Origin of the sequence: Jiangella aurantiaca, assembly GCF_004349105.1 — a bacterium.
Lineage (GTDB): Bacteria > Actinomycetota > Actinomycetes > Jiangellales > Jiangellaceae > Jiangella > Jiangella aurantiaca.
The window spans coordinates 26,460-41,203 of sequence record NZ_SMLB01000057.1 but is presented as its reverse complement, the minus strand read 5'-3'; the positions used below and the strand labels follow the sequence as shown (position 1 = coordinate 41,203).

Sequence of the window (14,744 nt, the reverse complement as noted above, 5' to 3'; positions counted from 1 at the left end):
CCCCCACCCCGACGCCGACTCCCACCACGACACCCACGCCGGAGGCGCTGATGGCCGCCGGCGCAAGCGGCGACCAGGTCCGCGAGCTGCAGGCCCGGCTCAAGCAGCTGCAGTGGTACGAGCCCGACATCACCGGCGAGTTCGACGACGTCACCGTCGCCGCGGTCTCCGGGTTCCAGGAGAAGCGTGAGCTGCCGGCCACCGGCGCCGTCGACCAGGCGACCTGGGACACCCTCGTCGGGATGACCCGCACGCCTACTGACGACGAGCTGCACAACCGGCTGACCCCCGGCCCGACCATCCTCGGCCCAGGCGACACCGGCGACCAGGTCCGCGAGCTGCAGGCCCGGCTCAAGCAGATCGACTGGTTCGACGGCGACGTCACCGACACCTACGGCGACACCACCACCGCGTCGGTCAAGGGCTTCCAGGACAAGCGCGGCTTCCCCGTCACCGGCGAGGTCGACCAGCGCACCTGGGACAAGCTGGTCGAGATGACCCGCAACCCCACCGACGACGAGCTGCACAACCGCGAGCCCGGAAACAACGGCGGCAGCGCCGACGGCCTCGACCCGCGCTGCCTCACCGGCCGGGTGCTGTGCATCGACAAGTCGTCGAACTCCCTGCGCTGGGTCATCGACGGCGAGGTGCGCATGACCCTGGACGTCCGGTTCGGCACCGAGCTGACGCCGACCCGCGAGGGCGAGTTCGAGGTGTACTGGAAGTCGCGCGACCACGTGTCGTCGCTCTACGACACCCCGATGCCGTTCGCGATGTTCTTCAGCCGCGGCCAGGCGGTGCACTACTCGCCCGACTTCGCGGCCAATGGCTACAACGGCGGGTCGCACGGGTGCGTGAACGTCCGCGACCGCGACGGCATCGAGTCGCTGTTCGACCAGGTGCGGGTCGGCGACGACGTCATCGTCTACTGGTCCTGACGCGTGGGGGCGGCGGCCGGCCCTAGCCGGTCGCCGTCGCGAACACCACCAGGTTGTCGACGTAGTGCCCGGCGGCCTCGTCGAACGTCTGGCAGGTGATCAGCCGGAGCTGCCGGTCGGGCACCGGGCCGTAGACCTCCTCGGTCGGAAAGTCGGCCTGCGGCACCGTGCGGCTGCCATCGACCTCGAACACCGCGACAGTGCCGTCGCTGAGCTCGACCTCGATCCGGTCTCCGGGCCGGAGCCTGGCCAGGTCGGCGAAGACAGCGGGGCCGTCCGGCGAGTCCACGTGCCCGGCGAGCACGGCCGGGCCGGGCATGCCGGGCACCGGGCCGCCGGCGAACCAGCCGGCCGACTGCCAGTCCTCCGGCGCGGCCAGCCGGCCGTCGTCCTCGCGGTGCAGGGTCTCCATCGCGCTGTCGACCCCGATCGCCGGGATCCGCACTCGCACCGGCACGGTGTCGGCGACGGGGATCGGCCGCGGGCCGGCCGCCGGGCCGCGCCCCGCGCCGGTCGCCAGGTCGGTTGCCGGGTCGGACGGCGTCGGGGGCGCGGCCGCGCCCGACGGGGTAGGCGCGGCCGCGCCGGCTCCGGCCGCCGAGACCGTTCCGTCGCCAGCGCCGCAGGCGCCGGCGGCCGCGACCAGGATGGCCGCGACCGCCAGCGCCGTCGCGGTCCGTCTCATGCCGCCCGGCGGCGCATCCAGGCGCCGGCGCCGGCCAGCAGGAGCACGGCGAGTCCGAGCGTCGCCGCCGGCACCGCGGCGGACCGTTCCTCAGCGAGCCCGCGGCCGCCGGTCTGCATCCCGCCCGCCGGGGCCTCCGGCGTGCCGGTGCTGTCGACCACGCCGATGACGTTCAGCTCACCGTCGATGTCGAGGACGAAGAGCGTATTGACGCTGCCTGCGGCGAGGTCGACGTCGGTACTGCCGGTGCCCGCGTCGCTGCTGATCTCAAGGGTCCAGCGACCGCCGGCCAGCTCGGTGTAGTCCGTCGCCGTGCCGAACGCGGCGTCGGCGGCCAGCACCGTCCCGGTGTCGGTGCTGACGTCGACGGACGGTGACGAGACGGCGGCCGAGATCAGCCGGACGCGCGCGTTGCCGGCCGCCGGCGCCGTCAGGTCGTCGACGAGGATCCGGCCGGACAGGTCGGCGTTCAGGCCGACCGCTGCCACGGTGATCGCGACGCCGTCCTGGATCTCGACCGCCGCCGTGATCACCGGCTCGGAGTCGGCCGGCGCGCCGGCCGGGCGCATCGCGGCGGTGTACGTCCCGACGGGCAGCCGCGCGTAGTTCGACACGTCGCCGTAGCCGACGTCCTGCAGCTCCAGTACGGACTGGCCGTCGAGGCCGGTGAGGCTGACGTCGACCTCCGGGGTGTCCGGCGACAGGTGCGCCAGCCGGGCCCAGCCCGCGGCCGCCGGCTCCTCGGTCCCCTGGGCGCCGGTTGCGGTGCCGGCGGCCAGGGCGATCACTCCCACGGCCGTGGCCAGGGACATGACGATGCGATTCATGCGTTCTCCTCTGGGGTGTCGTCCAACGGTGGAGCGGGGAGCAGACCGCGCGGCGCGGCCAGCGAATAGGTGGCGATGACGGTGGTCCCGTCGGTGTCGACCTGCGTCGGCGTGAACGGCGCCGGTTGGCCGAGCAGCCAGAGCGCCAGCCGGGCCGCCTCGTCCTCCGTCGACAGCCCGCCGAGAACCAGCCGCCGGCGCACCCCGTCCCCCTCGCCCGGCAGCGCCGGCAGCGACACGTCCAGCTCGTGGGTGCCGGAGAGCTTGCCGAGGACGAGCACCAGCCGCGGGTCGATCCGCCCGGCGCCCGCGACGGCGCGCGCGGCGGCGTCGAAGGTCAGGGCGTCGTTGCGCAGCAGCTGGCCGGTCGCGTAGCGGATCGTGCGCCGTTCGTCGGCGGCCACGGCCTCGGCGACCTCGCGGCCCAGCGGGTGGATCGACCGGATCTCCACGCGCCCGTCGCCGCTGCCGAACTCCGCGACGACGGTCGACTCGGCCAGCGCGGACCGGACGTCGGGCCGGTCGGTGTCGTCGGAGCGCAGCGCCGCCGTCGACACGATGAAGTCGTAGTGGGTCCAGCGCGGCGGCCGCGGCTCGAACGTCCGGCGCGGCGCGACGGCGGGGTCGAGCGGCAGCAGCTCCCCCGGCTCTTCGGCGGCGGGGAGGCTGGCGAACGGCACCACCCCGCCGGCGGAGAACCCGGATCGCAGCAGATCCTCGCGGATCGTGTGGTCGACCACCAGCCGGCTGTCGCGGGGCACGTTGGCCTCGAGCCAGCGCTCGGCCTGGTCGACCGGCGCGACCGCGTCGCCGCGCAGCAGGGGACGCAGCTCACCCGGCCAGGTCGCCGTCACCGCGACGACCAACGCGGCGGCCGCGGTCGTCGCCATGATGGCCAGCGGCATCGCCTCCGGCCGGCCGCGTACCGACAGCAGCCGGACGGCCAGCCCGTGCGCGGTGGCCGGCACCAGCAGCGCCGCCAGCGGCACCGCCGCGATCGGCAGGGCGGCCGGCGCCGGGCCGCCGGGCACTACGATCAGCAGCACCAGGGTCAGCAACGTCGCGGCCACCGGGCGCAGCGGCCGGAACAGCAACGCCGTGCCCGCCGCGGCCGGTCCGACGACCACCAGCACCGGATCCAGCGCCCAGAGTCGTTCGGGCGTCTCGCCGCCGGAAACCGGGCCGGCCAGCGAGAACAGCACGTACGCGTAGCCACCGGCAGTCGTCGCGGCGGCCACCCCGGCGAGCACCCGCCGCCACACCGGCGCCGTCACCTGCTGCCACATCGTCCACACCACGAACGGCGCGATCACGAGGAACGTGGTCTGCGTCAGCACGGCCAGCAGTACCGCGACCCCGGCGGCCGGGAACGCGACCGGCTGCCGTCGGCGCGCCGTCGCCAGCGCGAACGCGAGCAGCGTCCACAGCACGGCGACGTTCTCGACCAGCACCATCCGATGCAGGTACAGGGCCAGCGGCGAGACGGCGAAGACGACGACGGCGACCGCGGCGGCCGGCCGGGGCACGCCCAGACGGCGGGCCAGCGTCCACAGCAGGACGACACCCAGCAAGAGCACGAGCAGCAGCGCCTCGCGGCCGCCGGCGACGGCATGCGTGGCCCGGTCCAGCGCGCCGGCCGGGCCGATCCATGCGGCCAGCTGCGCCAGGCCGAGGTCGGCGTGCAGCGACCAGGCGCCGTCGGCGATCCGCGTCACCGTGCGGCCCTCGGCCTCGCTGAACGCGGGCGAGCGGGTCATCCCGGCGGCGTGGACGAAGCCGGCCAGGGTCAGCAGAGGGGCCAGCCAGGCGAAGTCCGGCCCGTGCCGGCGGAACCAGGCGCGCACCGGGCGGGGCCGCGGCGGCCGCGGCGGTACCGGGATGGGAAGGCGCAGGTCGGCGAGGTCCCGCGGCAATGCAGGCAGGGTCGAGACGGTGTCGCGCATCGCCGACGCCTCCCCCCGAGGTGTCGCACAGACCTGCGCGCCGGCCCCATGGCAGGGCAACGCCGAGCCATGATCGCCAGGCAGGTCAGGCTCGCGGTTCCTGACCATCAGGCGAAAAGCGGTGCCTGGTGCGTCTTCGGCGGGAGTGTATACCCGAAACCGACTATATGAACCGGATTGTCGTGATCCACCTGGAGAACACCGGCGATCAGGCGTGCGATCGGGGCGCCGTTCCGGGTCGACATCGACGTCGCGGAGCCGGCTCCGGACCGTTGATCCACGCGGCCGGCCCGGCGTAGGATCGTCGGCGGCCCCAGTCGGGGCGATCACCATCCGACCGCTGCTCCGGGAGATCCCTGTGCCCAGCCGCACCGCGTCCGCCCGTCCCTCAGCCCAGACCGCACAGCCGTCAACGCCCTCGCTGACCGTCGCGTCAGCCGAACCCTCACAGCCGCCCGGCACGTTCCGCCGGCTCGCTCCCTACCTCCTCCGCCACCGCGGCACCCTGATCGTCTCCGTCGTCGTGGCCTTGGCCTGGGCGGTCACCGTCGCCGCCGTCCCCGTCACCCAGGGCCGGGTGGTCGATGACGCGATCGTCGCCCGGTCCGCGCCGCTGCTGCCGATGATCGCGCTGCTCATCGGTCTGGCGGCGGCCCGTTTCATCCTGTCCGGCTGGTGGCGCTACGTCGGTGGCACCACCGCGTTCCGCATCCAGGACGACCTGCGCCGCGACGTGTACGACACGCTGCAGCGCCTCGACTTCACCGGCCACGCGCAGCTGCAGAGCGGCCAGCTGGTGTCGCGCATCAGCGGCGACCTGCGCTACGTGCACATGCTGCTGAGCTGGATCCCGCAGGTGGCGGCGACGCTGCTGTCGTCGCTGCTCGCGGTGGTCGTCATGTTCACGTTGTCGCCGCTGATCGCCGCGCTCGTGGTCGCCGTCATCGTGGTGGTCTTCGCGGTCACCAACCGGCAGCGCCGCCAGGTGTACGCGGCCGGTTGGGACGCCCAGGACCGGGAGGCGGACATGACCTCCCGGGTCGAGGAGGCCGTCACCGGCGTCCGGGTGGTCCGCGCGTTCGGCCAGCAGCCGGCCGAGACCGCGCGGCTGCACGGCGCCCTGCTCGACATGTTCCAGGCCCGGGTCCGGGCGGTCCGGCTGCGGGCGCCGTTCATGGCGTCGCTGCAGGGCGCCCCGCTGTTCGGCCAGGTGCTGGTGCTGCTGGCCGGCGGCCTGCTCGTGATCCAGGGGCAGCTCACCATCGGTGTGTTCCTGGCCTGCATCGGCTACCTCGCCGAGCTGATCGGCGCGGCGCGGGTGGCCGGCATGGTGCTCACCAACGCCCCGCTGTGCAAGGCGGCCACGGAGCGGGTCGGCGAGCTGCTCGACCTGCAGGCGGAGATCACCGAGCCGCTGCGCCCGGTTCCCGCCGAGGAGCGTGGCGGCGCGGTCTCGTTCCACCGGGTCCGGTTCGCTTACGCCGACGGCGACGGCCACCGGGTGCTGCGCCACTTCAGCCTCGAGGTCCGGCCCGGCGAGACGGTCGCGCTGGTCGGGCCGTCAGGCTGCGGGAAGTCGACGGCGCTGTCGATGCTGCCGCGGTTCTTCGACGCCGACGCCGGCACCATCACCGTCGACGACATCGACGTGCGCCGCTGGTCGCTGCCGGAGCTGCGCCGCCGCATCGGGGTGGTGTTCGAGAACAGCTTCCTGTTCTCCGACACCATCGCGGCGAACATCGCCTACGGCCGGCCCGACGCCAGCATGGACGAGATCCGCTCGGCCGCCCGCGCGGCGCTGGCCGACGAGTTCGTCGAGGCGCTGCCTGACGGCTACGACACCGTGGTCGGCGAGCAGGGCATCACGCTGTCCGGCGGGCAGCGGCAGCGGGTCGCGCTGGCCCGGGCGCTGCTGGCCGAACCCGACATCCTGCTGCTCGACGACGCCACCTCGTCGGTCGACGTCAAGGTCGAGGAGCGCATCCACGCCAATCTCGAGCCGTTCCTCGCCGGCCGCACAGTGCTACTGGTCGCGTACCGGGAATCCACGCTGCGGCTGGCCGACCGCGTCGTGCTGGTCGACGACGGCCGGGTGGTCGACGAGGGCGGGCACGCCGAGCTGCTGGAGCGCAACGCGCTGTACCGCGACCTGTTCGGCGACGGTCCCGGCACCGACGACCATCCCGACGACCTCATGTCGCACGCACGGTCCGGCCGATTCGAGGCGACGGCGTCGGCGTGGGAGTCGCGGCAGGACGCCACCGGCTCGCTGCCCAGCCTGCAACTCGCGGTGCCGCCCGCGGTGGCCGAGCGGATCGCCGCATTGCCACCGCCGAAGGACCCGCCGAACGTCGACCTCGATCGCGAGGGTGGCACCCGCGGCCCGCTGCGGCTGCCGTCGTTCCTGCGCCCGTACGTCGGCGGCCTGCTGGTCGGGCTCGTGCTGGTCGTCCTGGAGGCGGCCATCACGCTGGTCAACCCGATGCTGGTGCAGCGGGCGGTCGACGACGGCATGCGCGCGGGCTCGACCAGCGTGCTGCTGTGGGTGTGCCTCGCGGCGACGGTGCTGGTCGGGCTGCTCTGGCTGGACCAGCGCACCGGCTACCTGTGGACGACGCGCAGTACGGAGCGGCTGCTGCTGGCGATGCGGGTGCGCATCTTCGGCCAGCTGCAGCGGCTGGGCATCGACTTCTACGACCGCACCCAGGCGGGCCGGGTGATGACCCGGATGACCTCCGACGTCGACGCGATCGCCCAGCTGTTCCAGGTCGGGCTGATCAACGCCGTCGTCAGCGTGGCCACGTTCGCCGGCATGACGATGGTGGTCGTCGCGCTGGATCCGATGCTGGCGCTGGTCGTGCTGGGGGTCGTGCCGTTCGCCGGGGCCGTCACCTGGTGGTACCGGCGGCGCGCCTCGGTCGCCTACGACGATGCCCGCGAGCTGTTGTCGACGATCAATGCCGACGTGCAGGAGAGCATGGCCGGCATCCGGGTCACGCACGCGTTCCGGCGCGAGGCGGTCAACCTCGAGCGTTTCGCCGGGCTGGGCCGCCAGTACGTCGCGGCCAGCCTGCGCGGGCTGTACGCGACGGCGGTGTACGTCGCCGCGATCGAGCTGCTCTCGGTGCTGGCCATCGCGGCGGTGCTCTGGGTCGGCGCGCAACGCATCGGGGCCGGCACGCTGGCGCTCGGCACGCTGATCGCGTTCCTGCTGTACCTCGCCCAGGTCTTCGCGCCGGTGCAGCAGCTGTCGTCGGTGTTCGACGTGTATCAGCGGGCCCGTACGGGGTTGGTCCGGGTCCGCGCGCTGCTGGCGCTGGAGACGTCGACACCGGTGCGGCCGGACGCCGTCCCGGTCGACGCGATCGCCGGCGATCTGCGGTTCGATCGGGTCCGGCTGCGCTACGCCGGCGCCGCCGCCGACGCCGTCCGCGACGTCGACCTGCACGTGCCGGCCGGCCAGCGGGTCGCGTTCGTCGGACGTACTGGCGCCGGCAAGTCGACGCTGTCGAAGCTGGTCGCCCGGTTCTACGACCCCACCGACGGCCGGGTGCTGGTCGACGGCCGCCCGCTCGACGGGCTCGACGTCACCAGCTACCGGCGGCACCTGGGGTACGTGCCGCAGGAGCCGTTCCTGTTCTCGCGCACCATCCGCGACAACATCGCCTACGCGCGGCCGGAAGCCAGCGACGCCGAGGTCGAGGCGGCCGCCCGCGCCGTCGGGGCGCACGAGTTCGTCACCCGGCTGCCCGGCGGCTACCACCACGTGGTGGCCGAGCGGGGCCGGTCGCTGTCGGCCGGGCAACGGCAGCTGGTGTGCCTGGCCCGGGCGCTGCTCGGCGACCCGTCGATCCTCATCCTCGACGAGGCGACGTCCAACCTCGACCTCGCCAGCGAACGGAAGGTGAACCAGGCGATGCGGGTGGCGTCGGCCGGCCGGACCACCATCGTCGTCACCCACCGGCCGCAGTCGCTGCACTGGGTCGACCGCGTCGTCGAGGTGGCCGACGGGCGCATCGCCACCGACGAGCCCGCGCCCCACTACGTCGCCCGCGTGCTGAGCCGGGCGAGCTGAGGCGAGCTGATTCACCCGGCCGGCCGGGGGCCACCCGGCCGGCCGGGGAGTCTCAGCGGGCCATGTTGGCCATGTTGGTGCCGCTGATCACCGCGTGCCGCAGCGACCGGCCGGGGTCGGCCGCGCCGCCAGGAGCGGTGTCGTCCTCGTAGTTCGGGTTGTGGTAGCCGCGCGGGCGGTGCCGCCGGAAGATCGCGTCGTAGTCGATGTCGCTGCGCGGGTCACCGAACGGGATCATCCGGTAGCCCTCACCGACCCCGACCGGCTGCTCGTCGCGCCGCTCGCCGTCCTTGGCGTGGTAGAGCGGGTAGCGCAGCGGCTGTGCGGCGATCTGGTCGATCGGGCTGAAGATGCTCTCGCGACGCTGGCCCTCCCAGTCGTAGTACCAGCGGAACCGGTGCTGCGCCGAGTGCGCCCAGTAGATGTCGATCTCGCAGTAGCACTTCGTGCTGGGCGTGATGTCCAAGTAGTACTGCATCTTGCGGATGCCGGACTCGCCGCGCACCATCTGTGGCTGCGGGAGCGGTGCACCGGTCACTCGGTCGACCGTCACCTCGACCATCGGGCCGTCCTGCAGGAAGCCGTAGGCGTCGGCGTGGTTGTGCGGGTAGATCGAGATGCGCCACGGGGTGGCGAGGTCGTTGATCGCCTCCCACTTCTGCGCGGCGAGGTCCCAGGCCTCCTTCGCCGAGCTGCCGGTCGGGTCGCCGCCGGTGCCCATGTACGGCAGGCCGAGGATCGAGGCGAACTCGAGCTCGATCTGGAAGCGGTCGTAGTCGTCGGCCGTCATGCCGCCGTTCGGGCCGCCCGGCCAGCTGTTCGGGATGAACCCGTGGTTGCCGATGGCCTCCAGCCCGGCCTCGTCGAGGAAGCCGCGCAGCGTCCGCGCGTAGTCGAGGTAGGCCGGGAAGTTCTCGCGCAGCAGCCGCCCGCTCTGGGTCAGCGGTGGCACCGGCCCGCCCTGGTTCTCGGCGTGCTGGCCGTAGCCGGCGAACTCGACCTGCTTGAAGCCGGCGTTCGCCAGGAACAGGAACACCTCGCGGAAGCCGCCGGGCAGCGGGGCCAGCGGTCCGAGGTCGTTCGGGTCGGCCGGGAAGTTCGGGCCGCCCAGGTAGCCCATGGTCGGGGCCGGGTTGTTCCAGATGCCGCGCCGCGCGGTGGCGTCGCGCTGCGTGTACAGGATCGTGCCGCGCTTGCCCGGCGGGAGCAGCGGGTTGGGCACGTTCTGCACCAGCTGGTCGGCCAGCGCCGGCGTGGCGGGCGCGATGGCCGCCACCGCCAGCGTGCCGGCGCTGATGGTCAGCAGCCGGCGCCGGCTCAACCTGTGTTCCTGAGCCATGGTCGTCTCCTCGCTCCGTCGAAAGTGGGTGACCGTGCTCGAGATCGCATGCGGCATCGGAGCCCGGGCTGCGGCCGACTTTCTACGGGAGCTGTTGAAAGCCGCCCCGATGTTGGAGAAACACTAGCGGCATCCCGCCGTAACTCGCTAGATCCGAATCGTCCGTTTTTGCGGCTCAGTAGGCGGCCCGGCCGCCGGTGAGGTCGAAGGTGAATCCGGTCGTGAAGCTGCACACCGACGACGCGACGAAGGGCTCGGACACGCTGTGATGGACGCCGGTCGACCCGGCCGTGTGGCCACCACTACCGGAACTTCGCCTGTGCCGAACGGGGTGGTGCGTCGAACGCCTGCCGGAAGGATCCCCCGCCCGAGCCCGCCGCATGCGCGGACGAGGGCAGGGCCGCCGCGACAGCCGGTTCACGGCCGGTCCGCCCGCACCGGCGTGTAGGTGGAGGTGCCGGAGCCGACCTCGAAGATCGACCGGCCGTCCTCCTCGCCGATGTACCTGGCCGGGCTGCGGCCGGCGGCCCGGTACGCCAGCCCTTCGGTGACGGGCAGCGCGACGCGGGCCGTCACGTTGACCGGCACATCCAGCTCGAGCCGGACCCCGTCGCCGATGCGCCGCCATTCGACGCTCACGTCGCCGCGCTGGGTCGGCACCATCCCGGACGCCTGCGCCAGGCCGGACGCCGGCGGCGCGATCTCGACGGTGGCCGCGCCGGGTGTGGTCGTCCGCACGCCGAGCAGGGTCTGCTGGATGTCGACGACGGCCTGCGCGCCCCAGCCGTGCGACTGGCTGAAGTTGGACCCAGGGTCGAGCGTCCACGCCTCCCAGGTGAACGTGCCGTCCTGCGCCAGGATGTTCGCCCAGCCCAGATCGTCCTCGTTCGTCAGCAGGTCCAGCACAGCGTCGGGCCGGTCGGCGTCGGCGAGCGCCTGCAGGATCCAGTGCGCCGTCATCGGGCCCTGCTTCATCCCCATGCCGGCGACATACTCGGCGAGCGCCGCCAGGTCGCTCTCCGGCGCCACGCCGTGTGCGATGGCGTACGTCGTGGAGTGCTGTCCGGCGTGCGTGCTCTGGGTGCCATCTGCGTGGAGGCCGTCGACGTACACACCGTCCGGCCGGCGCAGCGTGGCGTTCATCCGCTCGACGAGCTGGTCGGCCCGCTCGCGGAGAGCGTCGACCTCCTCGTCGGGACGGCCGAGCTCCGCGCCCATCGCCGCGACGTCACGCAGCACGGCTACGCTCTGCGCGTTGATGGTGGTGCGGGCGGCGGCACTCATGTCGTAGCCGAACCGGCCCGGCTCGGGCCAGTCGACGATGCCGTACTGATACGCCCCACTGCCGCCCGAAAGCCTGGTCACCAGGCCCGCCGTCGGCCCGTCGGCCGGGATGTGCCGGCGCACGTAGTCGGCGGTCCCGAGGACGAACGGGTACGCCTCCTCGAGCAACTGCCGGTCGCCGGTCTCCTGGTAATAGCGCCACACCCAGTCGACGAACATCAGCGAGTAGTCCGGGATGTCGCGCTTGCCGTCGCCGTTCGGGTAGACCGCGTTGTACCGGCCGACGTCGTTGCCGGTGAACCAGAACCGGCGCGCGGAGTTCACGAACTCGCGGATCGCCTGCTGGGTGGCGTCACGTTCGGCGAAGGCGCCCATGGTGGCGTAGGAGATGTTGACCGCGTCGCCGAGGAACTGGCCCTTCTCGCGCGTCGGGGTGTCGACGAAGGCCTCCTGCACCGAGTAGATCGCCGACCGGACCATGAGGTCCCAGACCTCGTCGAGCGTGGCGTCGGAGCTGTCGAACCTGGCTTCCCGGCCGGGAGGGGTGTCGGTGTGCACCACCGTGGCCTCGACGTCGGCGAGGTCGATATCCTCGCCGGCGTCGGGCAGCTCCAGGTACCGGAAGCCCAGGTGGGTGAAGGCGCGGAACTCCTGTGCGCCGTCGACCTGCGTGTACGGGAAGCTCATATTGGTGCCCTGCGACAAGAGCGTCGACGTGGCCACCCGTCCGGTGTCGGTCAGGTTGTAACCGGCTCTCATCGGCACCGTCCGACCGGCGACTCCGTGGTCGAATCGCACGACGGGCCGGGCCGGGACGACCACGCCGAAATCGACGACGGGCGTGCCGTCGTCGGCCGTCAGCAGCGCGACCGGCTCCACGATGGTCTCGGTCAGCCGGGTCTCCTGGCCGGTCAGGTGGGTGAACGGCGCGGTGGGGTGCGGTCCGAGCACGACGGCGTCGCCCCACCCTGCATCGTCGAAGCCGGTGCGGTCCCAGCCCGCGGGGACCAGCCGGGCGTCGAGGTGCTCGACGTAGTCGCCCTCGCCGTTGCGCCGCGACGTGGCGGCGTACGGTCCGGCGCTGACCTTCCACGAGCCGTCGCTGACCACCACCTGCCGGCTGCCGTCCGCGTAGTCGATCACCATCCGGACGAGCAGTCCCGGGACGCCCGCCGGACGGCCCTGCCCGCCCCCGTACCAGTGCAGGATCGCGCCGAGCGCGATCTCGTCCTTGCCATCGACGAACTCGGTGACGTCGCTGGCCTGGTAGTAGTTCTCACCGCCGTAGCCGAACGACTGACCCCGGTCGGCCCGCTCGCCGTCGATCCGGAGCTCGTAGGTGTGGCTGCCGGCGACGTAGGCGCGGGCCCGGGTGACCGGCTGGTCGCGCAGCACCACCTCGGTGCGGGCCAGCGTCCACTCGTCCGGCTGACGTGCCGGCGGCGCCGTGACCCACGTCGACAGGTCGCCGCTGAAGTCGTCGGCGAAGGCTACGGTGCCGTCGGGCGTGGTCACGACGACGTCGTCGAACTCGCCGATCTCGTTCGACGCCTCGCGCAGGCCGACTCCGCCGGCCGCGAAGCTCGTGTCCTGCCGCTCGTCGACCAGCACGCCGTCGACGTACGTGCGGATGGTCGAACCCTGGAGCTCCATCCGAACCCGGTAGTCGGTGCCGGCCATGACGGTCAGCGGCACCGTCGCGAGCCGGGTGGAGGAGCCGTTCTGGTGCACGTGCGGGTTCAGCCCCTGACCCGGCACCAGCTGCCAGAGGTAGCCGTTGCGCCGGTCGGGGCTGCGGAACACCCAGCCCGCACCCCGGGTGTGCGGCCGGACGGTCAGCTCGAAGGTGTAGTCGGTCAGGGTCCGGTCCATGTCCGCGAGTGTGATGTCGCCGCCGGTCACCCGGACCCGGCCATCGATGATCTCCAGCGGGCTGCGGCCGCCCGGTGGGCGCTGGATCCATCGCGCGCCGTCCCAGGCGTCGTCGGGGATGCCGGTCTCGAACGTCGCCTCGGGCGCCCATGGCGACCGCTGGCCATCGCGGTCCCACGTCCGCACGGTCCATGTGTAGGCGGCGCCCGGCTCCAAAGCCGGGCCCGAGTACGGGACGTAGGACTGTGCGGCGGACGCGACCTTGCCGCTGTCCCAGACGTGATCACCGCCGTGGTCCTCGACGGTGATCTGGTAGGCGGTCTGGATCTCGCCCGGGTCGCGGTCCTGCGGCAGCCAGCCGAACGACGGCGACCCCTCGACGTTCAGCGGATGCACCCGGTCGCCGACCGTGAGGCCGGCCGGTGCGAGCGGCGGCCGGCCGGCGGCTTCAGCGGGACCGATCAGGCCGGCGGCCAGGACCATCGAGCCAACGGCTGCCGCCCCGTAGACGGCTGAGCGACGAAGCGAACTGGAACGGTTCATCTGAACTCCCTGGGCTCTCGCAACACCAGCGGACACGGAGGAGCAGCGCGTTGATCACCAGGGACCGGCTACCCCATGGGGTCTGGCTCCTCGTCGATCACCAGTGCTGCTCGCCGTCGAGGGCGGGCTCGCGGTCAGAAGTCGAAGTCGTCGATGTTGTCGGCGTTGAACCGGGTCGGCGGACCCAGGATGATCACACCGTCGGCGCCGACGGTGTACTCCCCCAGCTCGCCGGCGGTGAAGGTGTCGCCCTCGGCGCCGGTGATGATGCCCGACGCGACGGCGGCGCCGGCGTAGGCGGCCAGCTCGCCGAGTGCGGTCGGGTCCCACAGCGCGAACTCGGTGACGGTGCCGTCCTTGACGAACTCGCGCATCTGGTTCGGCGTGCCCAGACCGGTCAGCGCGATCTGCCCCTTGTACTCCGAGCCCTGCAGGTAGCGCGCCGCCGCGGCGATGCCCACCGTGGTGGGCGAGATGATGCCCTTGAGCTCGGGGTTGGCCTGCAGCAGACCCTGGGTCTCCTGGAACGACTTCTCGTCCTCGTCGTCGCCGTAGACGGTTGCGACCAGTTCGACGTTCGCGTAGTCGGGGTTGTTCGCCAGCTCCTCCTCGATGACCGCGATCCAGGCGTTCTGGTTCGTCGCGTTCGCGGTGGCCGACAGAATCGCGATCTGGCCCTCGCCGCCGATCTGCTCGGACATCATCTCGATCAGCGTGCGGCCGACCTCGGCGCCGTCGACCTGACTGACGAACGCGTCGCGGCAGCTCGGGTCGACGTCGGAGTCGAAGGTCACGACCGAGGTGCCGGCGGCGCGGGCCTGCTCCAGCGACGAGCACAGCGCGTTCGGGTCGTTCGCCGACAACAGGATGACGTCGGCCGCCTGCTGGCTCAGCGTGTTGATGTAGCTCACCTGGGACGACGCCGCGGTGTCGGACGGGCCGGTGTACTCGTACTCGCCCTCGAGCTCGCCGACGGCGGCCTCGGCGCCCTCGCTCGACGCGTCGAAGTAGGGGTTGTTCACCGACTTCGGCAGCATCGCGATGCTCAGGCCGGTCTCGAACTCCCCGCCGGCATCGGCCGTCGCCGCCGGCTCGTCACCGCCGCCGCCCTCGTCCTCGTTGCTGTCTTGGGTGGTGCCTCCACAGGCGGCGACCGTGAGTGCCAGGGACAGGCCCAAGGCGGCTGACGTGAACGCTCTCACCCGGCGGGTTCGGCTGGCAGACATGAGGGTTCCTTT

Annotated in this window: 8 protein-coding genes; 2 read left to right on the top strand and 6 right to left on the bottom strand. The window is 72.5% G+C overall.

The features are described from left to right. Positions 1-938 (top strand): L,D-transpeptidase family protein (locus E1262_RS26445; protein WP_203454483.1); only part of this gene is annotated, 938 nt, incomplete at its 5' end. 22 nt (positions 939-960) lie between these two features. On the opposite strand, the gene E1262_RS26440 is transcribed toward E1262_RS26445, so the two are convergent. From E1262_RS26440 to E1262_RS26430, 3 genes are read right to left on the bottom strand one after another with little or no spacing between them, the layout of a single operon-like run. Then, positions 961-1,623 carry a class F sortase gene (locus tag E1262_RS26440; protein WP_132107285.1) on the bottom strand — a complete coding sequence of 221 codons (663 nt, stop codon included), beginning with the start codon at positions 1,621-1,623 and terminating at the stop codon, positions 961-963. Beyond that, a complete protein-coding gene (locus tag E1262_RS26435; RefSeq protein WP_132107283.1) occupies positions 1,620-2,450 on the bottom strand; it encodes a DUF4397 domain-containing protein in 831 nt (276 codons plus the stop codon). The genes E1262_RS26440 and E1262_RS26435 overlap by 4 nt, the downstream gene beginning before the upstream one ends. Then, on the bottom strand, positions 2,447-4,393 hold the full coding sequence (locus E1262_RS26430; RefSeq protein WP_132107281.1) for a hypothetical protein: 1,947 nt from the start codon (positions 4,391-4,393) through the stop codon (positions 2,447-2,449). Before E1262_RS26430 ends, E1262_RS26435 begins: the two co-directional genes overlap by 4 nt. 358 nt (positions 4,394-4,751) lie before the next feature. On the opposite strand from E1262_RS26430, the gene E1262_RS26425 reads away from it, so the two are divergent. Beyond that, entirely contained in the window at positions 4,752-8,468 is a 3,717-nt protein-coding gene (locus E1262_RS26425) for an ABC transporter ATP-binding protein (RefSeq protein WP_162606090.1), read from the top strand. 52 nt (positions 8,469-8,520) lie between these two features. Here the strand turns inward: E1262_RS26425 and E1262_RS26420 are convergent, their stop codons facing one another. The 3 genes from E1262_RS26420 to rhaS form a co-directional block, all read right to left on the bottom strand. After that, positions 8,521-9,807 carry a sugar phosphate isomerase/epimerase family protein gene (locus E1262_RS26420; RefSeq protein ID WP_132107277.1) on the bottom strand — a complete coding sequence of 429 codons (1,287 nt, stop codon included), beginning with the start codon at positions 9,805-9,807 and terminating at the stop codon, positions 8,521-8,523. Between the two features lie 417 nt (positions 9,808-10,224). Then, a complete protein-coding gene (locus E1262_RS26415; RefSeq protein ID WP_203454481.1) occupies positions 10,225-13,506 on the bottom strand; it encodes a family 78 glycoside hydrolase catalytic domain in 3,282 nt (1,093 codons plus the stop codon). Between the two features lie 134 nt (positions 13,507-13,640). Next, positions 13,641-14,732, bottom strand: coding sequence for a rhamnose ABC transporter substrate-binding protein (rhaS, locus tag E1262_RS26410; RefSeq protein ID WP_132107275.1), 1,092 nt, complete (start codon positions 14,730-14,732; stop codon positions 13,641-13,643). Positions 14,733-14,744: the final 12 nt, after the last annotated feature.

Bases quoted from the DNA above. Each gene is read 5' to 3' on its own strand.
- E1262_RS26430 (WP_132107281.1), bottom strand. From the start codon at position 4,393: ATGCGCGACACCGTCTCGACCCTGCCTGCATTGCCGCGGGACCTCGCC.
- rhaS (WP_132107275.1), bottom strand. From the start codon at position 14,732: ATGTCTGCCAGCCGAACCCGCCGGGTGAGAGCGTTCACGTCAGCCGCC.
- E1262_RS26415 (WP_203454481.1), bottom strand. From the start codon at position 13,506: ATGAACCGTTCCAGTTCGCTTCGTCGCTCAGCCGTCTACGGGGCGGCA.
- E1262_RS26440 (WP_132107285.1), bottom strand. From the start codon at position 1,623: ATGAGACGGACCGCGACGGCGCTGGCGGTCGCGGCCATCCTGGTCGCG.
- E1262_RS26435 (WP_132107283.1), bottom strand. From the start codon at position 2,450: ATGAATCGCATCGTCATGTCCCTGGCCACGGCCGTGGGAGTGATCGCC.
- E1262_RS26420 (WP_132107277.1), bottom strand. From the start codon at position 9,807: ATGGCTCAGGAACACAGGTTGAGCCGGCGCCGGCTGCTGACCATCAGC.